General features: G+C 70.9%; 20 protein-coding genes and 1 riboswitch. Of the genes, 9 read left to right on the plus strand and 11 right to left on the minus strand.

Going from position 1 to position 26,562, the window contains the following annotated elements; genetic code table 11:
* The first annotated feature begins 71 nt into the window (after nt 1–71).
* The 4 genes from OG246_RS18825 (at nt 72) to OG246_RS18840 (ending at nt 8,483) form a co-directional block, all read left to right on the plus strand.
* A complete protein-coding gene (locus OG246_RS18825; protein ID WP_266463497.1) occupies nt 72–6,608 on the plus strand; it encodes an RHS repeat-associated core domain-containing protein in 6,537 nt (2,178 codons plus the stop codon).
* Between the two features lie 21 nt (nt 6,609–6,629).
* A complete protein-coding gene (locus OG246_RS18830) occupies nt 6,630–7,268 on the plus strand; it encodes a hypothetical protein (protein ID WP_266463500.1) in 639 nt (212 codons plus the stop codon).
* A gap of 33 nt (nt 7,269–7,301) precedes the next feature.
* Nucleotides 7,302–7,802: a hypothetical protein gene (locus tag OG246_RS18835; protein ID WP_266463503.1), complete on the plus strand. Its 501-nt coding sequence runs from the start codon at nt 7,302–7,304 to the stop codon at nt 7,800–7,802.
* Between the two features lie 297 nt (nt 7,803–8,099).
* On the plus strand, nt 8,100–8,483 hold the full coding sequence (locus OG246_RS18840; protein WP_266463505.1) for a hypothetical protein: 384 nt from the start codon (nt 8,100–8,102) through the stop codon (nt 8,481–8,483).
* A 37-nt stretch (nt 8,484–8,520) separates the two neighbouring features.
* On the opposite strand, the gene OG246_RS18845 is transcribed toward OG246_RS18840, so the two are convergent.
* The gene (locus OG246_RS18845) at nt 8,521–9,117 is read right to left on the minus strand and encodes a TetR/AcrR family transcriptional regulator (RefSeq protein WP_266463508.1); all 597 of its coding nucleotides are present in this window, start codon (nt 9,115–9,117) and stop codon (nt 8,521–8,523) included.
* A 258-nt stretch (nt 9,118–9,375) separates the two neighbouring features.
* On the opposite strand from OG246_RS18845, the gene OG246_RS18850 reads away from it, so the two are divergent.
* Together OG246_RS18850 and OG246_RS18855 are read left to right on the plus strand one after the other, a co-directional pair.
* Entirely contained in the window at nt 9,376–10,395 is a 1,020-nt protein-coding gene (locus OG246_RS18850; RefSeq protein ID WP_266463510.1) for an aldo/keto reductase, read from the plus strand.
* Nucleotides 10,396–10,441: 46 nt separating this feature from the next.
* Complete coding sequence (locus tag OG246_RS18855) at nt 10,442–11,317, plus strand: LLM class flavin-dependent oxidoreductase (RefSeq protein ID WP_266463513.1); 876 nt, start codon at nt 10,442–10,444, stop codon at nt 11,315–11,317.
* Nucleotides 11,318–11,353: 36 nt separating this feature from the next.
* Here the strand turns inward: OG246_RS18855 and OG246_RS18860 are convergent, their stop codons facing one another.
* The 7 genes from OG246_RS18860 to OG246_RS18890 form a co-directional block, all read right to left on the minus strand.
* Nucleotides 11,354–12,070 (minus strand): YoaK family protein, encoded by a 717-nt coding sequence (locus OG246_RS18860; RefSeq protein ID WP_266463516.1) that lies wholly within the window; start codon nt 12,068–12,070, stop codon nt 11,354–11,356.
* A 104-nt stretch (nt 12,071–12,174) separates the two neighbouring features.
* The gene (locus tag OG246_RS18865; RefSeq protein WP_266463519.1) at nt 12,175–12,591 is read right to left on the minus strand and encodes a lytic transglycosylase domain-containing protein; all 417 of its coding nucleotides are present in this window, start codon (nt 12,589–12,591) and stop codon (nt 12,175–12,177) included.
* Nucleotides 12,592–12,968: 377 nt separating this feature from the next.
* Nucleotides 12,969–13,796, minus strand: coding sequence for an ECF transporter S component (locus tag OG246_RS18870; protein WP_266463522.1), 828 nt, complete (start codon nt 13,794–13,796; stop codon nt 12,969–12,971).
* Nucleotides 13,793–15,469 carry an ABC transporter ATP-binding protein gene (locus OG246_RS18875; protein ID WP_266463525.1) on the minus strand — a complete coding sequence of 559 codons (1,677 nt, stop codon included), beginning with the start codon at nt 15,467–15,469 and terminating at the stop codon, nt 13,793–13,795. The genes OG246_RS18870 and OG246_RS18875 overlap by 4 nt, the downstream gene beginning before the upstream one ends.
* Nucleotides 15,466–16,680, minus strand: coding sequence for a CbiQ family ECF transporter T component (locus OG246_RS18880; protein WP_266463528.1), 1,215 nt, complete (start codon nt 16,678–16,680; stop codon nt 15,466–15,468). Before OG246_RS18880 ends, OG246_RS18875 begins: the two co-directional genes overlap by 4 nt.
* A 79-nt stretch (nt 16,681–16,759) precedes the next feature.
* A complete protein-coding gene (locus OG246_RS18885) occupies nt 16,760–17,383 on the minus strand; it encodes an SCO2322 family protein (protein ID WP_266463531.1) in 624 nt (207 codons plus the stop codon).
* Nucleotides 17,380–18,615 carry a prenyltransferase/squalene oxidase repeat-containing protein gene (locus tag OG246_RS18890; RefSeq protein WP_266464358.1) on the minus strand — a complete coding sequence of 412 codons (1,236 nt, stop codon included), beginning with the start codon at nt 18,613–18,615 and terminating at the stop codon, nt 17,380–17,382. Before OG246_RS18890 ends, OG246_RS18885 begins: the two co-directional genes overlap by 4 nt.
* Nucleotides 18,616–18,831: 216 nt before the next feature.
* Nucleotides 18,832–18,920: riboswitch (cobalamin riboswitch) on the minus strand.
* A gap of 90 nt (nt 18,921–19,010) precedes the next feature.
* On the opposite strand from OG246_RS18890, the gene OG246_RS18895 reads away from it, so the two are divergent.
* Nucleotides 19,011–19,694, plus strand: coding sequence for an aminoglycoside phosphotransferase family protein (locus OG246_RS18895; protein ID WP_266463534.1), 684 nt, complete (start codon nt 19,011–19,013; stop codon nt 19,692–19,694).
* A gap of 61 nt (nt 19,695–19,755) precedes the next feature.
* Here OG246_RS18895 and OG246_RS18900 read toward each other — a convergent pair whose 3' ends face one another.
* The gene (locus tag OG246_RS18900) at nt 19,756–20,643 is read right to left on the minus strand and encodes an SDR family oxidoreductase (RefSeq protein ID WP_266463538.1); all 888 of its coding nucleotides are present in this window, start codon (nt 20,641–20,643) and stop codon (nt 19,756–19,758) included.
* A 212-nt stretch (nt 20,644–20,855) separates the two neighbouring features.
* Between OG246_RS18900 and OG246_RS18905 the strand changes: the two genes are divergently transcribed.
* On the plus strand, nt 20,856–21,764 hold the full coding sequence (locus tag OG246_RS18905; protein ID WP_266463539.1) for a LysR family transcriptional regulator: 909 nt from the start codon (nt 20,856–20,858) through the stop codon (nt 21,762–21,764).
* Nucleotides 21,765–21,793: 29 nt separating this feature from the next.
* Here the strand turns inward: OG246_RS18905 and OG246_RS18910 are convergent, their stop codons facing one another.
* Nucleotides 21,794–23,089 carry a PP2C family protein-serine/threonine phosphatase gene (locus OG246_RS18910; RefSeq protein ID WP_266463542.1) on the minus strand — a complete coding sequence of 432 codons (1,296 nt, stop codon included), beginning with the start codon at nt 23,087–23,089 and terminating at the stop codon, nt 21,794–21,796.
* Nucleotides 23,090–23,283: 194 nt separating this feature from the next.
* On the opposite strand from OG246_RS18910, the gene OG246_RS18915 reads away from it, so the two are divergent.
* Nucleotides 23,284–25,416, plus strand: a complete 2,133-nt coding sequence (locus OG246_RS18915) for an NB-ARC domain-containing protein (RefSeq protein WP_266463545.1) — start codon at nt 23,284–23,286, stop codon at nt 25,414–25,416.
* 69 nt (nt 25,417–25,485) lie between these two features.
* On the opposite strand, the gene OG246_RS18920 is transcribed toward OG246_RS18915, so the two are convergent.
* Nucleotides 25,486–26,511, minus strand: a complete 1,026-nt coding sequence (locus OG246_RS18920) for an MBL fold metallo-hydrolase (protein ID WP_266463549.1) — start codon at nt 26,509–26,511, stop codon at nt 25,486–25,488.
* Nucleotides 26,512–26,562: the final 51 nt, after the last annotated feature.

Here is a 26,562-nt window from a genome sequence, read left to right on the forward strand (position 1 = left end):
CGGCCCACTCCTTCTCCTTTCCATTCCGTGGTCGCTGGTGTGGTCGCGGCCGTGCCTGACGGGGGTTTGTCGTGAACACCGGTACGAGAGTGGTTCGTTGGCTGCGTGGCAGACGCGTGGGTGTCGTGGTGGTGCTGGCGCTCGCGTTGACCGCGACGGGTGCGTTGCCCGCCGCGCAGGCGGCGCCGGCCTCGGCGGGTGGGCTGGGGCGGCCGGAGGTTCCGGAGCAGCGGGACAGTGACGTCAGCGCGGTCACCGGCCTGGGGGCGAAGCAGGCTCGTGCGGATGTCGCCGAGTCCCGGAAGAAGAACAAGGCCCAGGCCGACCGGGCCGCCGCCGAGCAGGACGCGGTCTGGCCCGCGTCCGGGCGGGTCACGGTTGCCATCCCGGGTACCCGGTCGGGTCGCGCTGCCGTCGAGGCGGGTGGTCTGCCGGTCACGGTCGCCCGCGGCAGTGTGGGGAACGTGGCCTCCGGTGATTCGACGATCCGGGTGCTGGACCGGAAGGCGACAACGGCCGCCGGAATCAAGGGTGTTGTGTTCACCGCGACGGCTACGAAGCCGGGCCGGGCTCATCTGACGCTGGACTACTCGGAGTTCGCCTCGGCCTACGGCGGCGGCTGGTCGGGCCGGCTCGGCCTCATAGCGTTGCCGGCCTGCGCCCTGACCACACCGGAGAAGGCCGCCTGCCGCACCCGTACACCGCTGGCCTCCGACAACGACGCCGCCGGACAGTCCGTGTCGGCCGACGTTGCGCTCTCCACCGCCTCCTCGGCCACCGTTCTCGCCCTGGCCGCCACCTCCGAGGCGTCCGCGACCGGTGCCGGCGACTACTCGGCGACCCCGCTGACCTCGTCCTCCACATGGGAGGCGGGCGGTTCGTCCGGCTCGTTCTCCTGGTCGTACCCGCTGGACACCCCGTCCGCGGCGGTCGGCCCCCAGCCTGACCTGGCGCTGTCGTACGACTCCGGCGGCATCGACGGCCGCACCGCCTCGACCAACAACCAGTCCACCCAGGTCGGCGAGGGCTTCGACCTCTCGTCCGCGTCCTACGTCGAGCGCTCCTACGGCTCGTGCGACGAGGACGGCCAGGACGGCAAGTCCGACCTGTGCTGGAAGTACGACAACGCCTCCCTCGTCCTCAACGGCAAGTCCACCGAACTGGTCAAGGACGACACCAGCGGCGAGTGGCGGCTGAAGGCCGACGACGCCTCCACCGTCACCCACTCCACCGGTGCCGACAACGGCGACGGCGACGGCGAGACCTGGACCGTCGTCACCGGCGAAGGCACCAAGTACGTCTTCGGCCTGAACAAGCTGCCCGGCGCCGGCACCGAGCGCACCGAATCGGTGTGGACCGTGCCGGTCTACGGCGACGACTCCGGCGAACCCGGCTACGACCAGGGCACCGCCTTCGCCAACCGCTCAACTGTCCAGGCCTGGCGCTGGAACCTCGACTATGCCGAGGACCTCAACGGCAACGCCATGTCGTACTGGTACACGCCCGAGACCAACTACTACGGGAAGAACGGCGGAACCACCGCCACCACCGAGTACGACCGTGGCGGCTACCTCAACAAGATCCTCTACGGGCAGCGCGCGGACACCCTGTTCACCGGAGTTACCTCCGACAAGGTCACCTTCACTTACAACGAGCGCTGCACCGCCGCCGACTGCTCCGACCTGACGGACGCCACGTCCGACAACTGGCCCGACGTCCCCTCCGACTCGATCTGCAAGAAGGACGCGGACTGCGATGTGCGGGGTCCGTTCTTCTTCACTCGCAAGCGGCTCACTCAGGTCGACACCTACGCCTGGTCGGCGGCCACGAGTGCCTTCACCGCCGTGGACACCTGGGCGTTCACGCAGGAGTTCCTGGACGGCGGTGACATCGGGGACACCAGTGACCAGACGCTGACGCTGAAGAGCATCCGGCACACGGGCAAGAACGGCACCGACATCGCGCTGCCGCCGGTGGCCTTCACGTACCAGATGCGCAAGAACCGGGTCGACGCCACCGACAACATCCTGCCGCTGCGGCGCCCGCGCATCGAGAGCGTCACTTCGGAGACCGGTGCGATCACCCGGGTCACCCTCTCCGAGCCGGAGTGTGTGCGCGGATCGAACATGCCGAGCGCCGCCGACACGAACACCAAGTCCTGCTATCCGCAGTTCTGGAACATCAACGGGGCGGAGAACGCCTCGATCGACTGGTTCCACAAGTACCGGGTCCTCGCGGTCAACACCTCCGACCCGACCGGCAAGAACGACGCCGTGGAGAACCAGTACTCCTACTCCGCGCCCGCCTGGCACTACAACGACAACCCCTTCACCCCCGCCGACGAGCGCACCTGGTCCATCTGGCGTGGCTACGGCCAGGTGACCGCGACCAAGGGCGTGGGCAGCAACCAGACCAAGACCGTCTCGGTCTACCTCCAGGGAATGAACGGCGACCGGCTGCTCAAGGCGGACGGCACCCTGGACGCGGACGCCCGCCGCTCCGCCACCGTCGCCGGGGTGGACGTCAGCGGCCTCGACGTCGCCGACCAGACCGACAGCGACACCTACGCGGGCGTGCTGCGCGAGAAGATCACCTACGACGGGTCGACGCCGGTGAGCGTCACGGTCAGTGATCCCTGGTCGAAGAAGACCGCCACGCAGCACAAGTCGTACGCGGACACCGAGGCGTACTACGTCCGCGTCGGCAAGTCGTACACCCACACCTATCTGACCGCCTCGTCGAGCTGGCGCACCCGCACCAGCGCCACCACCTACGACGACTACGGCATGGCCGCCGCCGTCGACGACACCGGCGACACCGCCAAGTCCGGCGACGAGACCTGCACCCGCACCTGGTACGCCCGCAACGCCGACCTCGGCCTCACCGCCCTGGTCTCCCGCAGCAGGGTCGTCGCCCGGCCCTGCTCGGTCGCCGAGACCTCACTGTCCCTGCCGACGAGCTTTGCCACCCGGGGAGACGTGCTCTCCGACACGGCGACCGTCTACGACAACGCCTCGACCACGGCGTGGAGTTCGGCCCAGACCCCGACCCTGGGCCTCGCCACCTGGAAGGGCCGCGCGTCCGCCTACCCGGCCACGGCGACCGGCGGTGAACGCCACCCCACTTCCTGGCAGACGCTCAGCAAGACCACGTTCGACACGGCGACGACGAAGCTCGGCCGCCCCCTGTCCGTCACCGACGCCGCGGGGGCCACCACCACCGCGGCCTACACCCCGACCAACGCGGGTCCGCTGACCCGGATCGTCACCACCAACCCCAAGAGCCAGAAGAGCTACACCTACCTGGACCCGGCGCGCGGTTCCACGACCCAGGTCTACGACGTCAACACCAAGCTGACGGAGACGTCGTACGACGCGCTGGGCCGGGTCACCGCGGTCTGGCTGCCCAACCGCTCCCACTCGTCGTCGCAGGCCGCGAACTACACGTACGCCTACTCGGTCACCAGCGGCGCCCCCTCCTGGACGTCCACGTCGACCCTCAAGGCGGACGGCGACACCTACAACACCACCTACAGCATCTACGACGCGCTGCTGCGTCCCCTGCAGACGCAGTCCCCGACCCCGCTCGGCGGCCGGATGCTGACCGACACGCGCTACGACAGCCGGGGCCTGGCCTACGAGTCGTACGCCCAGATCTTCGACCAGGACAAGACTCCGAACGGCGCCTACACCCGCGCCGAGTACGGCGAGGCCGCCCAGCAGACCGCCACCGCCTACGACGGCGCCGAACGGGCCACCAGCAGCACCCTCTACATCTACGGCGTCAAGCGCTGGGCCACGACGACCGGTTACACCGGCGACTCCACCGCCACCGCCGCCCTGGCAGGCGGTTCGGCGACCCGCGTGATCACCGACGCGCTGGGCCGCACCACCGAGCGGCGCGAGTACTCCGGCACCTCGCCGGCCGACGCCGGCTACGGCTCCGGCACCGGAGTCCCGTACACCTCGACGTCGTTCACCTACTCACCGGACGGCAAGGAGTCCACGGTCACCGGACCCGACCGCGCCGTCTGGTCCTACACCTACGACCTGTACGGCCGCAAGGTCACCTCGACCGACCCGGACAAGGGAAAGACCACCACCGGCTACACCGCCACCGATGAGGTCTCCTGGATCAAGGACGCGGCCGGACGCGTCATCATCTCCGCCTACGACACACTCGGCCGGGTCTCCGGCACCTGGAGCGCGCCGGCCACGGCCGACCTGACCTCCACCACCGAGGAGCAGGTCGCCGCCAACCAGCTCACCGGCTACACCTACGACACCCTGGCCAAGGGACAGCTCGACACCGCAGTGCGCTACGTGGGCGGCAGCGGCACCACCGGCACGTCGTACACCAAGAAGGTCACCGCCTACGACGCCCTGTACCGCGCCACCGGATCCCAGCTGACGCTGCCCGCGGGCGACGCACTGGTGAGCTCCGGCGCACTCCCGTCCGCCACGCTGGACTTCTCGTCGTCCTACAACATCGACGGCACCCGGGAGTACACCAAGGAACCCGCCGTCGGCGGTCTCGCCGCCGAGCAGATCACGACCAAGTACAACGACGTGGGGCTGCCCACCACCGTGTCCGGCGAGAGCGGTTACCTGCTGGGCAGCAGCTACTCGGCGCTCGGCCAGACCGAGCAGCTGACGCTGGGCACCTCCGCCGCCACCGGCACCAAGAAGGCGTACCTCACCAACGCCTACGAGGAGGGCACCGGGCTCCTCAAGCAGTCCGTGGTCACCGACCAGACGCACGGCTACGAGCTCCAGGAGCTCAACTACACCTACGACGACGCCGGCAACGTCACCGCCATCACCGACCCCACCACCCTCGGCGGCACCTCGGCGGCGGACAACCAGTGCTTCGCCTACGACGGTTACCGACGGCTGACCGAGGCGTGGACCCCGAAGACCGCCGACTGCTCGACCGCGGGCCGCACCACCGCGAACCTCGGCGGCGCGAGCCCGTACTGGACCTCGTACACGTACCAGGACTCCGGTGTCCGTGCTTCCGAGACCACCCACACCACCAGCGCCGACACCAAGAAGACGTACTGCTACGGCAGTTCACAGCTCCACACCCTGACGGCCGTGACGACAGCGGCCTCCTGCACGGGCGTCACCCCCACGTACGTCTACGACGCCACCGGCAACACCACCACCCGCCCCGACGGGACCGCTTCCCAGTCGCTGGCCTGGAACGAGGAGGGCGACCTCGGCAAACTCGTCGAGGGCAGCAGCACCACCGGCTACGTCTACGACACCGACGGCAATCTCCTCATCAAGCGCAACGCCGCGGGGGAGACCGTCCTCTATCTCGGCACCACCGAGGTCCACCTCGACACCAGCACCAGCACCACCAAGTACTGGGCCCAGCGCTACTACAGCGCAGGCGACTCCACGATCGCGCTGCGCAGCAACAAGTCCGGGACCAACACCCTGACCTGGATCGCCGCCGACCGGCACGGCACCTCCGCGCTGGCGGTCGAGGCGACCACGCAGGCCGTCACCAAGCGCTACACCACGCCGTTCGGCTCCACGCGTTCCGGTGGCACCGGGACCTGGACCGACGACAAGGGCTTCCTCGGCAAGACCGCCGACGCGAGCACGGGGCTGACCCACGTCGGCGCCCGCGAGTACGACCCGACCATAGGCCGCTTCGTCAGTGTCGACCCGGTCCTCAGCACGGATCAGGCCCAGTCCCTCAACGGCTACACCTACGCCAACGGCAACCCCGTCACTCAGTCCGACCCGACCGGCCTCGAGTCCTGCTACCCCCACTTCTGCTCGGGCAGCAACGGCACGTACGGCACGTACAAGCCGGAGAACGACCCGGAGTCCGACAGCTACGACGGGTCCAGCCACGACGGCGACGACGACAGCACCCCCGTGCCGGCGGCGGTCGGCGGCGACAGGACCACGCGGCACAACCAGGCGCGGGACGCCGCCATCGTGATCATCAAGATGCAGGTCAAGAAGCTGGGCATCAAGAACTTCACGATCGACACGAAGATGCAGGTTCCGGGCGCGAGCAAGAAGTGCATGAAGAATCCCGCGGGGCCGTGCAACAAGGGGCTGCCGGACATCGTCGGATACGACCCCAACCACGACGTGTACTACGTCTGGGAGGTGAAGTCGGCGGGTGTGGCAGGGAAGGCCGTTCCAGAAGCGAACTGGTACGTGGGCAAGATGCGCGCGAACGGTGACAAGGCAGTGCTGGGCTGGACCATCGGAGGCCCCTACCCCGTTCCCAACGGGGACCAGGTGATCGGCCCGGAGCCGGGCGCCATCATCTACGGCAAGCCCAACGACAAGAAGTTCAAGCGCGTCCTGAGTTCCAGCCCCACGGCTGTGGTCCAGCAGCAGTCCGCGCAGCCCACCCCATCGCCCACCCCGGGTCCGGGTCCCGGTCCTTACCCCGGGACCATCGACCAGCCGGGTCTGGGCATCGTGCCGCAGGCGACGGACGGGGTGAACCAGTGGCCACTGCTGGTGCCGATCGTGCTTGTCGGTCTGCCCTTCATCGCTCCGGAGGCGGGCGCGGCAGCGGGCGGGGCGATCACCGTGGGCGTCGCCGCTACGCTCTTCGAACTGGCGGCGTGAGCAGGAAGGCAGGCAGCGGACATGAACCCACTGGACACCCTCATCCGGGAGCACGTGGTTCCCGTGATGAAGGCAGCCGGTTTCGCCAAGAAGGGGCGGACCTTCCGGCTGGCCGCACCCAACGGCGATCACCTGTTCATGCAGGTCTGGCCGGAGGCCGTCGACCCAGAGAAGTACGTCTTCGACGTGTTCTTCTCGGTCGTACCGCTGCCGCAATGGGCATTCCTGAACCGGGAGTACGCGAATCCGCCGACGCCCGACGCCAGCGGTGCCCTGGCGAAGTACGAGGTGATTCCGCCGGCGGGGGTCGCTCACCAGCCCGACTCGGAGATGCCGTTCAGGTCCCGGTGGGCGTTCTCGGAGCCGGAGACGCGTGAGGGCTGCGGGCGAGAACTGGCCCGCGCCCTCACGGAGGTGGCCCTCCCGCGGACGGTGCCCCTGCTGGACCGCAGGACCCTGCTGGCGGAGACACGCACCAACCCGAACGACGGCCTCCTGCGGCTCAAGAACGCGACCGTCAGCGAGATCGTGCTGCGCGTGGACGACGACCCGGTCGCGGATGTGGCGGCCCTGGTGGACAAGGCCGAGGCCGACGGGGAGTTTCCGCCTTTCGTCGCCTGGGCGCGCGAGCGGCTTGCCCGGCGTGCGGCCGGCGCGTAGGCGTTCAGGCGTTCAGGCGGAGGAAGAGGACGCATGGGGTTCTGGGGTTCGTTCGTCGTGTGCCGGAGTGAGACTCCGCTCGACGAGTTGTCGGCCGTCGTCGAACGTCACGACGGTATCGAGGAGCACTGGCGGCGGGCCGACGGCTGGCAAGTCGGCCAGTACCCGGGCCCCGAGCTCGCGGACGATGCTCCCGCGCTGCTCGCCGAACTGGTCGAGGAGACGGGGGCACCGGCCCTGACCGGCTTCGTGCTGGACAGCGACGCGGTCCACGTGGAGGGCTTCTCGGTGGCCGGCGGGCACTGGAAGGCCTGCCTCGCGCGCGAGGCGACCGAGGCCTACTGCGAGGACGACGACGAGGACTTCGACGCCGAGTTCCCGTCCCCGGAGGCGGCCGCACGCGCCGCGGCCGCCTGGGCGAGCGCGGCGGGCCGCACGCCGGACATGCCGGGACTCGCCGAGGTCTTCGCCGAGGAGGACTCGGACTTCGCGGAGGAACTGTTCTTCCGGCTCCTCGACAAGCTGGGCATGTGACGGCCGGCGGTCAACCCCAACTGGTCCCGAGGAACAACGGTTTCGCGATCGAGGTGATCGATCGTCCCGCCTCGGGAGACGCGGCCGGTGCGCTTCCGGAGACGGTGGGGCGGATCAGGGTGGGGGACTTCGCGGAGTCCTTCACTTCATGACCATCACGTTCCGTGTGGTGATCCTCAACTGATGAACGGGGAACGGGTGAGCGAGCACCGAGAACAGCCAGGCGCGAAGCGCGGTAGCGCCTGGCTGTGGGCGGCCTTGCGTCGGGCGGCCTTGCGGCGGGTGACCTTGTGGCGGGTGGCGGTACCCGCCGTCGCAGTCCTTCTGGTGTCCGGCTGCTACGCATCGACGGACTACGGGCGGTATCCGGAAGGAAAGCTGGTCCAGAACGCCGTCCTGGTGCGCACCTGGGCGGGCGAGGGAGCCGAGCTGGCGTTGAAGGAGAACAAGGTCTTCTCTGCGGCCGGCCTGACCCTCAAATACTTCTCCTGCCCCGCGGACGGACTTCGGAATAAGTCCGGTGACGGCACGTGGAGTTCCATCGACGACGGTGACTCCACCTCCGTGCTGATCCGTTTCGAGGACGGCTGCACGGCCACCATGTGGACCGGCGAATCCGAAGGCAAGACAGTCCTCTGGGCCACGACGGAGGACGAGAACCAGGTGCTGACCCTCAAGTGACGGCGTGATTCGTGTGGTTCACGCCGGCTGCCGTCGGTCAGCTCGGCAACCGCAGTCCCGCGATGAGGAGTTCGACCAGTCGGCGGGCGTCGTACTGGGGGTCGCTGTCCGCGCCGATGCAGAGGTTTCCGACGCCGCGCATGAGCTCGTAGGCCTTCAGGTCGGAGCGGATCTCGCCGGAATCGGCTGCGGCGTCCAGTAGTTGGGTGCACACGGGCACGAGGCGGTCGAGGAAGTACGCGTGCAGCGTGTCGAAGCCTGGGCTGTCGGACTGCAGTACGCCGGCGAGTCCGTGCTTGGTGACCAGGAAATCGACGAAGAGGTTGATCCACTGGCCCAGTGCGGCGTGCGGCGTCGCGCTGGTCGCCAGTAGGGCGGGACCGGCCTCGGCGCAGGCTTCGACCTGGTGCCGGTAGACGGCGATGATCAGATCCGCCCGCGTCGGGAAGTGGCGGTAGATCGTGCCGAGGCCGACGCCGGCCTTGGCCGCGATGTCGCGTACCGGTGCTTCCACGCCCGAGGTGACGAAGACCGCGGCGGCCGCGTCGAGCAGGGTCTCCTTGTTGCGCCGGGCGTCCGCCCGCTTGGGCTGGGCCGCGCGCCCCGCGCCCGCACTCTCATCGCTGTCGCTCACCGCGCCACTCCCTCCGCCACTGATGCGTGCCGAACCCGCCACTGAGACCTGCCGAACCCGCCATCGAGGCGTGCCGAACCCGCCGCCGAGGCTTGCTAACCGGAACAGTGTTCCGTATCGTCGTTCCGGAACGAGGTTCCGTTTGCTCATGATGCCAGAGCACGGGCCCGGCGGCCAAGCCATGCACTGCCGTCACGCTCCATCCAGGCCTCATCCATGCCTCATCCGCGCGTCACCCCGCCATGGAGGAACACAGTCATGCAGTACCGCACCTTGGGCCGCACCGGTGTGCAGGTCAGCTCCCTCGCACTCGGCGCGATGAACTTCGGCAAGATCGGGCGCACCACCCAGGACGAGGCCACCGCCCTCGTCGACGCCGCCCTCGAGGGCGGGATCAACCTCATCGACACCGCGGACATGTACAGCGACGGCGAGTCGGAGGAGATGGTCGGCAAAGCCATCGCCGGCCGCCGCGACGACATCGTGCTGGCCACGAAGGCGAGCATGCCGATGGGTGACGAGCGCAACCACCAGGGCGGTTCGCGCCGCTGGCTGGTCACGGAGCTGGACAACAGCCTGCGCCGTCTCGGCGTCGACCACGTGGATCTCTACCAGATCCACCGGTGGGACCCGACCACCAGCGACGAGGAGACGCTGTCGGCCCTGAACGACCTGCAACGCGCGGGAAAGATCCGCTACTTCGGCTCCTCGACCTTCCCGGCGCACCGCATCGTGCAGGCCCAGTGGGCCGCCCGCGAGCATCACCTGAGCCGCTACGTCACCGAACAGCCCAGCTACTCGATCCTGCAGCGCGGGATCGAGACCCACGTCCTGCCCGTCACCGAGGAGTACGGGCTCGGTGTGCTGGCGTGGAGCCCGCTGGCCTCGGGCTGGCTGTCGGGCGCCATCCGCGAGGGCCGGGAGATCACGACCAGCCGCTCGAAGTTCATGCCGGAGCGCTTCGACACCGCCATCCCCGCCAACCGGGCCAGGCTCGACGCGGTCGAGCAGCTGGCCAAGGTCGCCGACGAGGCAGGCCTCACGCTGATCCAGCTCGCGCTCGGATTCGTGACCGCGCACCCCGCCGTGACCAGCGCGATCATCGGCCCCCGCACCGTGGATCACCTCCACTCGCAGTTCGCCGCGGCGGACACCGTGCTCTCCGCCGACGTACTCGACGCCATCGACGCCATCGTCGCCCCCGGTGTCGACCTGGCCGCGCACGAGAAGTACGACACTCCGCCCGCGCTGCTCGACCCGTCGCTGCGGCGCCGCTGAGCGTCCGAGGAACGGTCCCCACATCCTCGAAAGGAGCACCGACTCCATGCCGCCCACACCCCGACCCCGTTTCGGGATCATGACCGCCCCCATGCAGGTCGACTACCAGGACATCCTGTGCGTCTGGCGCGAGGCGGACACCATCCCGGAGATCGAGCACGCGTGGCTGTTCGATCACCTCATGCCGATCGGCGGCGACCCGGACGGACCGGCCCACGAAGGCTGGACGCTGCTCTCGGCCCTCGCCGCCCACACCCGACGACTTCGGCTCGGCCTGCTGGTGACCAGCAACCGGATCCGGCCGCCCGCGCTGCTGGCCAAGATCGCCACGACCGTCGACATCGTCTCCGAAGGGCGGCTCGACTTCGGCATCGGCGTCGGCTCACGCCCCAGCCCTCCGCAGGCCCGCCGCGAGTACCCGGCACACGGTCTGCCCTTCCTGGACACCCCGCAGGCTGTGGAGAGCCTCGCCGAAGCCTGCACGGTGATCCGTCGGCTGTGGACCGAGGAGAAACCCTTCGACTTCCACGGCACCCACCACCAGCTCACCGGTGCGTTCGGCAACCCCAAGCCCGTCCAGCGCCCCCACCCGCCGATCCTCATAGGCGGACGCTCGTCGGCGACGCTCCGCATAGTCGCCGAGCACGCCGACCTGTGGAACATCCCCGGCGGCGACATCGACGACGTAAGAAACCGCAGCGCACTGCTCGACCGCTACTGCGCCGAGATCGGCCGCGACCCCGCCTCGATCACCCGCTCGATCCACCTGGCCGTCTCCTACGACCGGCCCGGCGTCACCCGACAGGCGATCGGCGAAGCGATCGACGCCGGCTTCGGGCACATCGTCCTCGGACTGCCGGCGCCCTACCCCGCCGATGTCGCACGGTGGGTCGCCGACGAGCTCATCAGCACGTCGGGGTGACGCAACGAGCTTCCGTCGGGACTCCCCGCCGATCCGTCACCGCCAGTGCTCCCGCCCCGACGTGGTCACCGCCAGCACCCCCACCGCCACGGCGGAGATGAGCAGCGGAACACCCAGACCGTGGTCGAGCACCAGCCACGCGCCGAGCAGCGCGCCCGCGAGCATCGCGACGACCGCGGCGACGCGGCGTGGGGAGTGGGTGCCCTTGCCGCCGGCCAGGCGGGAGTCGGAGGCGATGCCGGTCAGCGTCATCGTCAGGACGGTGGTCGTCAGATCGGGTACGCCCAGCTTGCGTACGGTCGCGTTGCGCAGGCCCATGGCGAGGGCGGTGAGGGCGATGATCGCGTACGTCGTGCCGGTCGCGTCCGGGGCCGCGAAGGCCACCACCGACGCCGCGCCCACCAGCACCGCCTCGGCGGCGAGCGTCACCCGGGCCCAGGTGCGGCGCGATCCGCCGCCGAGCCATCTGGCGACGCGTCCTCCGATCACCGCACCCGCCAGGAAGCAGCCCAGTGACGCCGCCGTGTGGGACACCGAGAAACCCGGCGCCCCGGCGGCGGCGAAGCCGAGCACGACCACGTTGCCGGTCATGTTGGCGGTGAAGACGTGGTGGAGCCCCAGATAGCTCACCGCGTCGATCAGCCCGCTGACCACGGTCAGTACAAGGAGCACGACGACCAGGGGGAGGCCGCGGGCCTCGGGGTCGCGTGCTTCGGGGTCGTGGGTCCCCGGCTCGGGTGGCTCGGTGGTCACTGGTCCAGTGGACCATGTGCGCCCTCGTATGGCCGGGCGCGGGTACACGGAAGCGGCGGCCCCGGGAATCGGGGCCGCCGCTTTCACATGCTTGCTGGGGTGGCTCAGTACCAGCCGTTGGCCTGCCAGAAGTTCCAGGCGCCGACCGGGCTGCCGTAGCGGTCGTTCATGTAGTTGAGACCCCACTTGATCTGGGTCTCGGGGTTGGTCTTCCAGTCGGAGCCGGCGGAAGCCATCTTCGAGCCGGGCAGAGCCTGGACCAGGCCGTAGGCGCCGGACGAGGAGTTGGTGGCGTTGACGTCCCAGCCGCTCTCGTGCTCGACGATCTTGCTGAACGCGTTGAACTGCGCGGCGTCCGGGATCACCTTGTGCGCGATCGTCTTCGCGGAGGAGGCCGAGGCGGTCGTCGCAGCCTGCGCCGGAGCGGCGGTCAGCACCATGCCGGTCGTGGCGGCGGCCAGGGCGACGGCGGTGAGGGCCTTCTTCGGGGAAGCGATGCGACGGATGACGGAGACGGACACGGAGAACCTTTTTCTTCGGGGACATGGAGTCGTCGTACGCATGCCGGAGCCACGAGGTACGTGGTGGGGAATGCGTGGGCGCCGCGAACCCGGGTGGGCTCGTGGCGCCTGGCGACTGCTCCAGAGAAACAGGCTCAGGGTCCGTCCGCAATGACCCCTTTTACTAGTGGTGGTCGCATGCGAGTAGAAAGTACCTTGTGTGATCTGGCTCTCAAACCCCAGGTCAGAGGGGTTGCGGGCGCGTACATGTCATCAATTTCGGCTACTACCGCGCTTCGTATGTGACCAAGGTCCTGTGGGACGGCTCACCCCGCGTGTGACGGACGGCGTACGCATGTGTACGGGGTGCGGCCGGGCGGTGTGACGGGCGCCGCAGATCAACTGGGTTCGAACGTGACCGGGGTCTCGAATGCGGCCCGCCGGGTGGCCCGGCGCAGCGCCTTGAGGAGGGTCGCGCCGAGCGTGAGGGTCAGCACGACGGTGACGACGGCCCGGCCCAGGTCCCAGCCGAGCGAGGTGGCCAGGCAGTACGCGACGAAGCGGGCCAGGTTGGCGGGGAGGGTGCTCCCCGGGTCGAAGGCGACGTTCGAGGCCTGGGCGTCCATGAAGGGCCAGCCCGCGAGGTTCATGACGGTGCCGTATGCGAAGGCCGCGAGGAACCCGTACGCGGCGAGCATGGCCAGCTCCCCGCGCCCGCGCAGCCGGTCAGGGCCCGGCAGCAGCCCGGCGCCCATCGTGAACCAGCCCATGGCCAGCATCTGGAACGGCATCCAGGGCCCCACGCCACCCGTGAGCAGCGCCGACGCGAACATCGTCACGGAGCCGAGCACGAACCCGAACCCCGGCCCCAGCACCCGCCCGCTCAGCACCATCAGGAAGAACATCGGCTCGATCCCGGCGGTCCCGGCCCCGATCGGCCGCAGCGCGGCGCCGGTGGCGGCCAGCACACCGAGCATCGCCACGGCCTTCGGACCGAGACCGGACTCCGAGATCGTCGCGGTGACGACCCCTACGAGGAGGACGAGGAGGCCCGCGAAGAGCCACGGCGCGTCCTGTGCGTGCGCGCTGACCTGGGAGGACGGGTCGGCGAAGAGGGGCCAGGTGAAACCGGCGAGGCCGGTGGCGCCGGCGAGGGCCAGGGCGAGGAGCGAGCGGGGGCCGAGGCGGATGGCGCGGGCCTGGCGCTGGGGTCGGCGGGTGGTCATGAGAGCGCCTCCCTGACCTGGGCGACGGTCAGCCACGGCTGCGGGGCCAGGATCTTCGTGACCTGCGGGGCGAAGGACGGGGACGCGACGACCACCTCGGCGGTGGGGCCGTCGGCGACGACCTCGCCGTCCGCGAGGATCACCACACGGTGGGCGAGCTCGGCGGCGAGCTCCACGTCGTGGGTGGCCAGGATGATCGCGTGCCCCTCGGCGGCCAGCGTGCGCAGAAGAGCGACCAGGCGGGCCTTGGCCGCGTAGTCGAGGCCGCGGGTCGGCTCGTCCAGGAGCAGCAGCGGGGGGCGGGCCGTCAGCACGACGGCCAGCGCCAGCGCCAGCCGCTGGCCCTCCGACAGGTCACGCGGGTGCGTGCCGTCCCCGATACCCGGCAGCAGCTCGGACACCAGCGCCCGGCAGGTACCGGGCCCGGCGCCCGCATCGGCGTCGGCCGCCGCGCACTCGGCGGCCACCGTGTCCGCGTACAGCAGATCCCGCGGTTCCTGCGGTACGAGACCCACGCGGCGTACGAGGTCCCGCGGGGCGGCGCGATGCGGGACCGCCCCACCGACCCGCACGGATCCGCCCGCCGGCTCGACCAGCCCGACCAGCGCACCGAGCAGCGTGGATTTCCCGGCGCCGTTCCGTCCCATCAGCGCGATGGTCTCGCCGGGGGCGGCGGTGAGATCGACGCGGCGGAGCGCCTCGATGCGGCCGCGGCGGACGGTGAGGGCTTCGACCTCGGCCGGTTGCTGGGGTACTGGGGCTTCCGAGGTGTGCTTGCGCAGGAACCGGGCACGGCGGGGTGGCCCGGCGACGGGGGCGGGTGTGGGTGTAGATACGCGTACGGGTGGGGGAGTCGGCGTCGCGAGTCGTTCCCGTAGCGCGCCCGCCCTGCGTCGGGCGTCGCGGACCGTCAGGGGTAGGGGGGACCAGTCGGCCAGGCGGCCCAGGGCTACTACCGGTGGGTATACCGGGGAGACCGCCATCACCTCGGACGGGGGGCCGAGGAGTGGGGCGGCGCCGGGGGAGGGGAGGAGGACGACCTGGTCGGCGTACTGGATGACGCGTTCCAAGCGGTGTTCGGCGAGGAGGACTGTGGTGCCGAGGTCGTGGACGAGGCGTTGGAGGACGGCGAGGACCTCCTCGGCGGCGGCGGGGTCGAGGGCCGACGTGGGTTCGTCGAGGACCAGGACCTTCGGGTGCGGGGTCAGTACCGAGCCGATGGCGACGCGCTGCTGCTGGCCGCCGGAGAGCGTCGCGATCGGGCGGTCGCGGAGGTCGGCGAGGCCGAGGAGGTCGAGGGTCTCCTCCACGCGGCGGCGCATCACGTCCGGCGCCAGGCCCAACGACTCCATGCCGTACGCGAGTTCGTCCTCGACCGTGTCCGTGACGAAGTGGGACAGCGGGTCCTGGCCCACCGTCCCTACGACATCGGCGAGTTCACGGGGCTTGTGCGTGCGGGTGTCCCGGCCGGCGACCGTGACCCGGCCGCGCAGAGTGCCTCCGGTGAAGTGGGGGACGAGACCGCTGACCGCGCCGAGGATCGTCGACTTGCCGACCCCCGACGGGCCGACCAGCAGCACGAGTTCACCCTCGGGGACCTCGAAGTCCACGCCCTGGACGGTGGGTTCGGCCACCCCGTCGTACGTCACGGAGACATCCTCGAAGCGGATCATGAGGGTTGCTTCCTGGGAGTCGGAGTCGGAGTCGGAGTGGGAGTTCGGGCGGGAGCCGGGGTGACGAAGGCGGGCAGCAGGCCGAGCAGGATCGCCGCCGCCGGCCGGAGCGGGAGGGTGGGGGCCACCAGGGGTACGACGCCCGGGCGCAGCGCCGACGGGTCGTACGAGGCGGACACGATCAGCAGCGCGGCGACGGCGACCCCCGAACCCGCGACCAGCCAGGCCCGTACGCCCCAAGCGTCCGGCCGGTACCGCGTCCGCACCGAACGACGGCCGCCCAGCCACAGGCCTCCGAGCGCCGCGGCCAGCCCGGCGAGCAGCACGGGCAGGCCGTACGTCCCGCCTTCGGCGGTCAGCAGTCCGTACGTTCCCGCGCAGACGCCGAGCAGGCCGCCCAGCGTCAGGGCGGCCGTGGTGCGGCGGACGGCGGGCGGTACCTCGGCCGTCCTGCCGTACCCGCGCGCGTCCATCGCCGCCGCCAGCGCGACCGAGCGTTCCAACGCGCCCTCCAGGACCGGGAGTCCGACGTGCAGCAGGCCCCGCAGGCCCCGGTCGGCGCGGCCCCGCAGACGGCGGGCGGCGCGCAGCCGTTGGGCGTCCGCGATCAGGTTCGGCGCGAAGGTCAGCGCGACGACTACGGCTACGCCCGCCTCGTACAGCGCGCCCGGCAGCGACTTCAGCAGCCGCGCCGGGTTGGCGAGGGCGTTCGCCGCGCCTACGCAGATGAGGAGCGTGGCCAGTTTCAGGCCGTCGTACAGGGCGAAGACCAGGCCTTCCGCGGTGACCCGGCCGCCGATCCGGATGCCTTGGGCCCAGTGGGGGAGGGGGACTTCGGGGAGGGTGACGATGACGTGCGTGCCGGGGATGGGGGAGCCGAGGACTATGGCGAAGGCGAGGCGGATGCCGAGGACGGCTATGCCGAGCTTGACGAAGGCGCCGTAGGAGCGGGCCCAGGGGGCCTCGCTCCTGCGTGCCGCCACTACGTATCCGGCTACGCCGATGAGGAGGGTGAGGAGGAGGGGGTTCGTGGTGCGGGTGGCGGCTGTTCCGAGCCCTAGTGCCCAGATCCACCAGGCGCCGGGGTGGACGGCGTTGGTGCGGGTCGCCTTCGGCGTGAGGTCACGGCGGTGCCGTGAGCCTTGGCTTTGGATGGCACCCGGCGCTGGTGGCTGTGCCCACCCGTCCCGCCCTGCGGGACGATTGCCCACAGCGGTAGCAGCAGACGTGCTCCCCCGCCAGGCGAGCCGTTTGCCGGTGTTTTCGTCCTTGCCCGTTGTCATCGTCGGCTCAGTTTCGCCGGCGTCGGGACTGCCAGATTGCTGCTCCGCCCAGTGCTGCGACGGCTGCTGCTCCGGCCAGGAGGCCGAGTGACGGGCCGCCCTGGTCGGTCGGTTTGGGCTTGGCGGTGGTGGAGATCTGGTCGGCGCAGCCCGTTGACGGGTAGCCCGCGATGGCGCACAGGAGGGCGTTGGTGTCGTAGCGGAGGGGTCTCGCGACGGCGGCCAGGGCTTCGGCGGAGGTGGCGTCGGAGGGGACGCGGGCGCAGGCCGTACGCGGGGACGGTGGGGTCTCGCCGGACGGCGCGTCCGTGGGCGTACCGAAGTCGATGACGAGGGCCACGCGCTTCTTGCCCTGCTGGGCGGGCGACTTGGCGCAGATGGAGGCGAAGTCCGTGTCGCCGCGGGGCTTCGACGCCTGTTGCGAGTCCTCGCTCACCGCGAAGCGGAAACCCTGGACGTCGCCGTCGGACGGCCGCGCGGTCGACGGCCCCTGCGTCGCGTACGTCCACCGGCCGCCGGTGAGGTCCCAGAAGGACCAGTAGCGGTAGCCGACGGCCTGGGCCTGCCCCGCCGTCCCGAGCAGGAGGAGGAGAACGGCGAGGACCAGGGCAGTCGTACCGCGTCGGCTCACAGCTGCTGCCTCTTGTTGCGGCCGCTGATCAGGAAGCCGACGCCGATACCGGCGACGAGACCGACGCCGACGATCCACCAGACGCCGAGCCCGTCGCTGTCGCTCTCCTCGTCGGCGCTGGGGGCGGTCGACTCCTCGGTCGATTCGGCGGCCGTCTGCGGCGCGGGACCCGTAGCGCCCAGCTGCTCGACGAGGTCCCGGCCGCCGAAGTCACGCGGATCGAAGCCGCTCGCCTGCGCGGCGAGGATCAGCTGCGCGTACGCGGCCGGTCCGCTCTGCGCGGCCCACTGCGCGGAGTTGCTCTCCAGCCAGCGCACCGAGTCGGCCGCCTTGTCGCCGTGACCGGCGGTGGTGAGCGCCACGACCGCGTCCGCGGTGTTGCCGAAGTCGGGCTGGTCCTCGGAGCCGGCCAGCGCCGACGTGAGGTACTTGTCCTTGGCGAGGGCCCCGACGAGGTACGCGGCGCCGTTCTGTGCGGCCTGCTCGGGGTCGACGCCGGCGGTGGTCTTGCACGAGGCGCCGTCGCCGGCCGGCTTCACGGCTTCGCCGGCGAAGCCCTTGCCGAGCGAGCCGGTCACGGCCGCCGCGGTCGCGTCGGCGTTCGCCGCGAGCTTCCCCTTCTTGTCCGGCTGGTAGGCGAACGCGCCGCCGCCGTCCGCGTCGCAGGGAATCGACAGCTCCGCCAGGGCGTCGTACGGAGACTCGCGACCCTTCGAGGTCACGTCCAAGGGCTTCTCGCCCGTCGCGGCCAGCGCCCCGATCACCACGGACGTGGAGTTCGCGTCGCTCGCCCCGCCCGCGACGTATCCCCACCCGCCGTCCGTGTTCTGCACGGACTTCAGCCAGGCGACGGCCTTGCCCGTCTCGGAGTCGTGCCCGCCGAGGGCGGCGAGGGCCTGAACGGCGGCCGCCGTGTTGTTGGTGTCGACCATCGTCTTGGCGTCGCACTTGGCGGTGGCGTCGGCGCGGTACGGAGCGAACCCTCCGTCCGCGCACTGCTGCCCGGTCAGCCAGTCGACGGCCTTGGCCGCGGGCTTCACCCCCACGGTGTGCTGGGCGAGCAGCGCCAGCGACTGGCGCCAGACGCCGTCGTAGGTGGGGTCGGTGGAGCCGTACAGACCGGACGGGAAGGCCTGGGAGGGGGAGGCGGAAGGGGACGCGTCGTCGGCCAGGGCGGCCGGCGCGACGGCCGTACCGATCACGGCGGTGGCGGCCGATACCGCGGCCACCATCGCGGCACGTACCGCGACGTGTGCCCTGCCGTGTGCCGTGGCGTGTACCGCGGCCTGTACCGCGGCGCTGCGGCGAACAAACATGACTCTCCCCTGTGGGGGATCCGGGCAGCACCGGGCACGCTGGAGTATCCGGGCGGCTCCGGCCCCGTATGCCTCGACGGTGCCTGCCACCGGCGGACTGCCGATGGCGCGAGCCGGTCACGTCCCGGACGTGGCGATCCGGCTCACCACCTGTCCAAGCCGTTCAGGCTGCTCAAGTGGCTCACGGTTGCGGGTCAGCGCCGGATTTGCACCGGCTTCCCCCCGTACGGGTGTGATGACGACGCGTTCACTCTACCGGCCCATGGGAGAGCCGCTGAGGGCCGCCTGTGAGCCCCGGGTAGGTTCGGGCCATGAGGACGACGGGGAGACTGCTCGGCTCGGGGCGTACGGCGGACGTCTACGAGATAGACGCCGCGTGGGTGCTGCGGCGGGACCGCGAGGGGTGGGGCGACGCCACCGCCGAGGCCGCGGTGATGGAACACGTACGAGGTCACGGTTTTCCGGTGCCGGGTGTGCGGCTTGCGACCCGTACCGACCTGGTGATGGAGCGGCTGTCCGGGCCGACCATGCTGGAGGCGTTCGGAGTGGGGCTGCTCGGCCCCCGGGAAGCCGGCGTCATCCTCGCCGGGCTGCTGCGCGCGCTGCACGCCGTGCCCGCCCGGCTCTCCGCCGACCCCGCCGTGCGCGTCCTGCACCTGGACCTTCACCCCGACAACGTGATGCTCACCCCCGAGGGCCCGAAGGTCATCGACTGGGCCAACACCGAGGAGGGCCCGCCCGGACTCGACTGGGGCATGTCCGCCGTGATCCTCGCCCAGGTCGCCGTCGGCGGCGAACTCCACGCGGAGGTGGCTCGTGATGCGCTGGCCGCGATGCTCGGGGACGGCACACCCGGCGTGACCGACGCCGGCCTCGCGGAGGCGAGGCGGCGACGGGCGGCCAATCCGACGATGAGCGAGGCGGAGGTCCAAGTCCTGGGGGATGCCGAGGAGTTGATCCGCGGGCTGCTGCCGCCCCAGGTGCTCAGGCCTTGAACCGGTTCTTGAAGCGGCCCTTGGATCAGTCCTTGAACCGGCCCCTGAACCGGCCCATGAATCAGTCCTTGAAGTAGTGGGCTTCCTCAAGGTCCGCGATGAGCCCGGGCTGTACGGGCTGCCATCCCAGCTGCTTTCGCGTCAGGGCGCTCGACGCGGGGACATCCAGCGCCAGGATGGCTCCGAGCCAGCCGAAGTGGTCCGCCGTCTCCTCGCGGGAAACGGCGGTCACCGGCAGTTTCAGCTGCTGCCCGACGACGTCGGCGATGTCGCGGACCGGTATCCCTTCCTCGCCGACCCCGTGCAGTCGTGTGCCCGCCGGCGCCGCTTCCAGAGCCAGCCGGAACAGGTGCGCGGCGTCGAGCCGGTGCACGGCGGGCCAGCGGTTGGAACCGTCGCCCGGGTAGGCCGAAACACCCTTGGTCCGGGCGATGTCGATGATCATCGGGATGAAACCGTGATCACCTTCGCCGTGCACCGTCGGCGGGAGCCGCACCGCCGAGACGCGCACACCGCGCTCGGCGAACGGCAGCGCCGTCTGCTCCGAGACCCGGGGCACCACGGTCGCCTCGGGCACACCGTCCTCCTCCGTCACGAGACGGCCGGGTGCGAACGCGGTCCCGGAGGCGACGACGAAGGGCCGGCCTGTTCCAGTGAGCGCCTCGCCGAGCGTCTCGATGGCACGCTGATCCGTCCGGGCGGCGTTCGCGAAGTCGGTGAAGTCGTGGACGAACGCGGTGTGGATCACCCCGTCCGCCGCCACCGCTCCGGCGCGCAGGCTGTCGAGGTCGTCCAGAGCGCCGCGGTGCACCTCGGCCCCCGCGGCGGTCAGTGACGCGGCGGACTTGTCCGAGCGGGCGAGGCCGAGTACCTGATGCCCGGCGTCGATGAGCTCGCGGACGACGGCGCTACCGATGAATCCGGTCGCGCCGGTGACGAACACGCGCATGGTGCGCTCCTTACGGCATGCCACTTATGGCTTGCGAGTCATGGCTTGCGGCTTGCGGGTTATGGCTTGCGGGTTATGTCCAGGACTCTGCGCGTGCCGAGGGTTCCGCGTCCAAGGCCTGTTCCGTATGAGGCGATACGAACCAGGCATCACCCCAGTTCAGAGCGCATGCATGGGTCTGACCGGTGAACGGAGGCGGATACTATCCGGGTATGACCGACTCGTCGCAGTCTCCGCCGGACCTCGATCTGCGGCTGGTGCGGTACTTCACCGTCGTCGCCGAGCACCTGCACTTCGGCCGTGCCGCCGAGGTCCTCCACATCAATCAGCCGTCCCTGAGCCGGCAGATCCGCCGCCTGGAGCAGCAGTTGGGCGCCCGGCTCCTCGACCGCACCTCGCAGGGCAGCCGGCTCACCGAGGCCGGGGAAGTCTTCCTGCCCCGGGCCAAGGCGCTGCTGCGGTCCGCCGCCCAGGCCGCGGCCCACACCCGTGCGGCCGCCGAGCCCAGCCGGATCACCATCGGGTACACGATGGGCATCATCGTCACCCCGGCGGTGCGCGCACTGCGGCGCCGGCACCGGGACGCCGACGTACAGGCCCTGCACGTGGCGTGGAACGAACGGCGCGGATGCCTGCTCGATCGCCGAGTGGACGCGCTGGTGACCCGACTGCCGTTTCCGACCGACCAGTTGAACGTGACGGTCCTCTACGACGAGCCCCGAGGGTTGCTCATGCCCGTCGGACACCGCCTGGCAGGCAAGGAGTCCGTCACCCTCGACGACATCGCCGACGAACCCCTGCTCCGCGTGCCCGACGCGGACTGGAACGCCTTCTGGCGCATCGACCCCCGGCCCGACGGAAGCCGGGCACCCGACGGACCCCTCGTCGAGGACTTCGAGAACAAGCTCGAACTCATCGCCGACGGCCAGGCCATGACCATCATCCCGGCCACCGCCGCGGGCGGCCACCGCCCCGACCTCACCATGGTCCCCCTGCACGGCGTCGAGCCGAGCCACGTCGTCCTGGCGACCCGCGCCGACGACCGCAGCCGCCTCGTGGCGGACTTCCGCACGTGCGCCCAGAGTCAACTCGACGGCCCGAGCGGGGGCCTTGACCACTGACTTCGGTCAGGACCGGCTCGTACGCCACCTCACGGCACGCGTACCGGGATCGTCGATGCCGCCGGCTGGCACAGGACGAGGGCCAGGTCGTCGGTGAGGGTGGTGCCGGTGTGGGCGGTCAGGCGGGTGTAGAGGGTGTGGAGGGCCTCTTGGGGGAGGGGTTCACGCAGGGCCAGGGCGGCTTCGCCCAGGACGGGGAAGGGGGTGCCTTCCGGGTCGCGGGCCTCGGTCAGGCCGTCGGTGTAGAGGAGGAGGCGGTCGCCGGGCTGGAGGCGTACGCGGTACTGGCGGGGCTCCGGGCGCAGGCCCAACGGCGGTGTGGGGACCAGGGGTTCGAGGAACTCGACGCGGTGGCCGGAGCGCAGGGGCGGCGGGTGACCGCAGTTGACGAGGCGAACCTCGCCGGGCGCGAACTCGGCGAACACGGCGGTGACGAAGTCCTCGGGGCCCAGCTCCGGGGTGAGGCGGGCGTCCAGGGCGCCGACCAGGGCGGTCAGAGTGGGCGCGGTGTAGGCGAGTTCACGGAAGCCCGCGATCGTCTCGGCGGTCAGCCGGACGGCGTCGAGACCGTGACCGCGTACGTCACCGACGAGGACGCGCAGTCCGTACGGTGTCACCGCGACGTCGTACAGATCGCCGCCGACGGTCGACTCGCGGGCGGCGCAGTGGTACCGGGTGTGCACCTGAGTGCCGTCGAGGGTGCGGGAGATGGGCCGCAGGATCGCCTCCTGGGTGATCCGGGCCACCTCCCGGGTCTGGGCCAGCGTCATGGTGAGACGCTCGCGCTGCCGGGCCGCGTACACGGTGAGGGCGCAGCCGAGCAGCAGTCCGCTCCACTGCACGCCGAAATCGAGACCCGGCACCGAACCGTCACCGATCCCCATCGCCAGGCCCAGCGCCGCCGACCAGCAGCAGACCACCACGGTGTGCCGCACCCCGAAACTGACGCACGCGAGCAGCGGGCCGATCAACAGCAGCGTGACGAGTGGCGGCACCCGGGAGACGAGCAGATCCGGCACGGCGATCAGTAGACAGGCAATCAGCGGGGCCGGCAGCAGCCACCGGGCCCGCCACTCCGCCGCGAGCGGCACCGACAGCCGTCGCCGCGCCCGGTTCTTGAAGCCCGACGCCCGGTTCTCGACGCCCGGCCAGGTCGGCAGCCGACGCCGCGCCCGTTTCTCGATGTCCAGCTGGGTAGGCAGCCGTCTCCGCGCCGGTCTCTCGATGCCCGGCTGGGCCGGCAGCATTCGCGCCGGCCTCGTGGCGTCCCCGGGCCAACTCTCGTCGCCCCCATCGCCTTCACCGCCTCCGCCCGTGGCGGCCATCCGTTCCTCAGCTCCCTCTCGCCCGTCACTCACTCGCCCGACAATCACCGAATATCGCCCTCCCCCACCTCACCAACAGGGAGTTGATCGCATCTCGTCGAAAGGTGCCCGGAAGTGATGGGGCTCTGTCGCCTTTCTGTCCGAGTTGTCGGACAGTGGCAACGCGTGAGCATCGCCGGGTCAGACTGGTCGGTGTGTCCGACGAGACGAGCGCGGGGCGAAAGCGGGTTCAGTCCGGGGCGAGCGGGAGCGGTGGTCGTCCGGGAGGCCCCGGCCGTCCCGGCAATCTGCTTCCGGAGACGCGGAGTTTCGTCGGGCGAGGTGAGGAACTCGCCTGGCTGGACGGGGAGTTGGACCCCGGAGTCGGTATCGGTCGGCTTGTGAGCCTCGTCGGGGTCGGCGGGGTCGGCAAGACACGGCTTGCGGCACGGGCCGCCGCCCGGGTCCGGGACGCCTACCCCGACGGCGTATGGCTGGTGGAGCTCTCCGCACTGCACACCGCGGGGCTGGTGGGCCTGGCCGTCGTGGAGGCGCTGCGGCTCGCGGACCAGTCGACGGGACCGGTCACCGAGGTGGTGGCCGAATGGGCCAAGGGCAAGCGGCTGCTGCTGATCCTCGACTCCTGCGAACACGTGCTCGCGGACTGCGTGGCGCTCGCCGAGACCCTGCTGCCGGTCCTGCCGGGGCTGCGCATCCTCGTCACCAGCCGGGAGCAGCTCGGCCTGCCGGGCGAGCGCGTCCTGCACGTGGATCCGCTGCCCGTCGCCGACGACGCGGTGGCCCTGTTCGCCGAACGCGCGGCCGCCGCCACCGGATTCGCCCTCGACGACACCAACCGCCCCGCGGTGGAAGCCGTCTGCCGCCACCTCGACGGCATCCCGCTCGCCATCGAACTCGCGGCCGTCCGCCTCTCGGAACTCACCCTGGCCGAACTCCACGGCCGCCTCGGCGAACACCTCCCCTCCCGGCTCGACCTGCTCACCTCCCCGCAGGCCGCGGGACCCCCGCGCCACCACACCCTCCGTACGGCCATCGGCTGGAGCCACGAGCTGTGCGCACCGCTGGAACGGCTGCTCTGGGCCCGCCTCTCGGTGTTCGCAGGCGGCTTCTGCCTGAACGCCGCCGAGGAGGTCTGCGCGGGCGGCCCGCTGCCCGCCGGGCGGATCGCCGGACTGCTCGCCCGGCTCGTCGAGCAGTCCATCGTGCGACGCCACCGCACCGACCCGGCCCGCTTCCAATTCCTCGACACCGTAAGGGAGTTCGGCGCCGACTGGCTGCGCGCGCTCGGCGAGGAGAAGGCCGTACGCCTGCGCCACCGTGACCACTACCGGCACCTGGCCCGCGAGGGCTGCGCCGAGTGGAACACCGGACGCCAGGCCGCCTGGTGCGAGCGCGTCCTCACCGAACACGCCAACTTCCGCGCCGCCATGGACTGCGCGCTCACCGAACCCGACAGCCGAGTCGCCCTCGCCATGGCGGCCGACGCCGGTTTCCTCTGGCGGCACTGCGGCTATCTGCGCGACGCCCAGCACTGCCTGGACCTGGTGCTCGCCACCGACCCGGCCCCGGGACCCGACCGCACCCGCGCTCTGTGGGCACGCGGCGCGGTCGCGCTGCTCCAGGGCGACCTGGAGGTTGCGGCCGGCTGGGCGCAGCGGTGTACGGAGGCCGCCGAGGCGCAGGGCGATCCGGTGGCGGTGGTGGCCGCGGCGTATGTCGGGGGCGGCCAACTGGCCCTGAGCGGACGGCTGTCCGAGGCGATCGACCTGTTGTGCCGCACTCCCCGGCTGCCCGTCCGGGAGGACGCGTACGGCGCCGCCCAGCTCCAGGTCCGCGTGGCGCTCTCCTTCGCACACATGCTGCGCGGCGACCACGGCAGGGCGCGTGTGGTGGCCGAGGAGGTGCACGAGGCAAGCGTGAAGTGCGGTGAGTCGTGGGCGGGCGCCTTCGCCGACGGCATCGTCGCCCAGGCGGACCTGGCCCAAGGTGACGTCCGCGCGGCGGTCGCCAACGCCCGCACCGCCCTGGCCGGACACACCCTGATGCACAACACGGTCGGCGCGGCCATGGCCCTCGACGTCCTCGCCGCCGCGGTCGTCGCGGCCGGCGACGGCCACCGGGCCGCCCGCCTCCTCGGCATCGGCGAACGCGTCTGGGAACTCACCGGCCGCGCCCAGATGGACTCACCCGACCTCATCGCCACCCGCCGCTCCCACGAACTCCGCGTCCGCGACGAGATCGGCGACCTGGCTTATGAGAAGGCGTACGAGGAGGGGCACACCATGCCGTACGAGGAGGGCCTCGACTACGCGGCCCACGGTCGCTGACGGGCCGGGACGGGGCCGGTGCCGCGGCCCGCGAAGGCCGGTGGCTACGGCGACGTACGACACCGGTGGCTACACGGCGACGTACGTCACCGGATCGCTCCCCGTCACCGCCTCCGCCCGCCCCAGTTTCACCAGCCTCCGCACATGGGCCTCGGCCTCCGACACCGCGATGTTCCGCGATCCGTAGGGGATCTGCTCCCAGGGCCGGTTCCATTCCATCCGCTCGGCGAGCTGCCAGGGGGTGAGGGGGGCCGAGAGGAGGGTGAGGAGGCCGGTGAGGCGGTCCTCGTGGTGGGTGAGCAACTCCCCTACGCGGGAAGGGGCATCGGCGAACGCGTGCTGGTGGGCCGGGAGTACCTCCGCGGGGGCGAGACGGCCGACGCGCTCCAGGGAGTCGAGGTAGTCGCCGAGCGGGTCGGTGACGGTGGCGTCGTCAGGATCCTCGTACAGGCCGATGTGCGGGGTGATCTCCGGGAGCAGGTGATCGCCGGAGAACAGGCGCCCGTTGCCCGGGAGTTGGGCGGGGTGAGCCTCCTCCAGGTGGAGGCAGACATGGCCGGGGGTGTGGCCGGGAGTCCAGATCGCGCGGAGGCGGCGGCCGGGCAGTTCGAGGAGTTCGCCGGGGACGATCTCGCGGTCGGGTAGCGCGGGGGAGAAGCCGGGGAAGGTGCTGGAGCGGGCGCCGCGCAGGGGTGCCACGTGTTCCTCGGGCGCACCCGCCGCCGTCAGCTTCGCCGTCATGTACGCGAACCAACGCTCGGGCCGGTTCTCCCGCGTCCGCCGTACGATCGAGGCGTCCGCGGCGTGCATCGCCAGCCACGCCCCGGAAGCCTCCCGCACCTTGCCCGACAGGCCGTGGTGGTCGGGGTGGTGGTGGGTGATGACCACGCCGTGGACCTCGGCGACCGAGGTGCCGCAGGCGGTGAGCCCCTCCGCGAGGGTGTCCCAGGAGGTGGGGTCGTCCCAGCCGGTGTCGATCAGGACCGCGCCGCGGTCGGTGTCGACGACGTACACCAGCGTGTGGCCGAGGGGATTGTCGGGGATGGGGACCTCGAGGGACCGTACGCCCCCACCGTGGTCGGTCACCTTCGTCATGGGCTCCCCTGTCGCCGGTTCCGGCCACTATAACTAGAACCAGTTCCAATG

The organism is Streptomyces sp. NBC_00620 (genome assembly GCF_026341825.1).
Classification (GTDB): Bacteria; Actinomycetota; Actinomycetes; order Streptomycetales; family Streptomycetaceae; genus Streptomyces.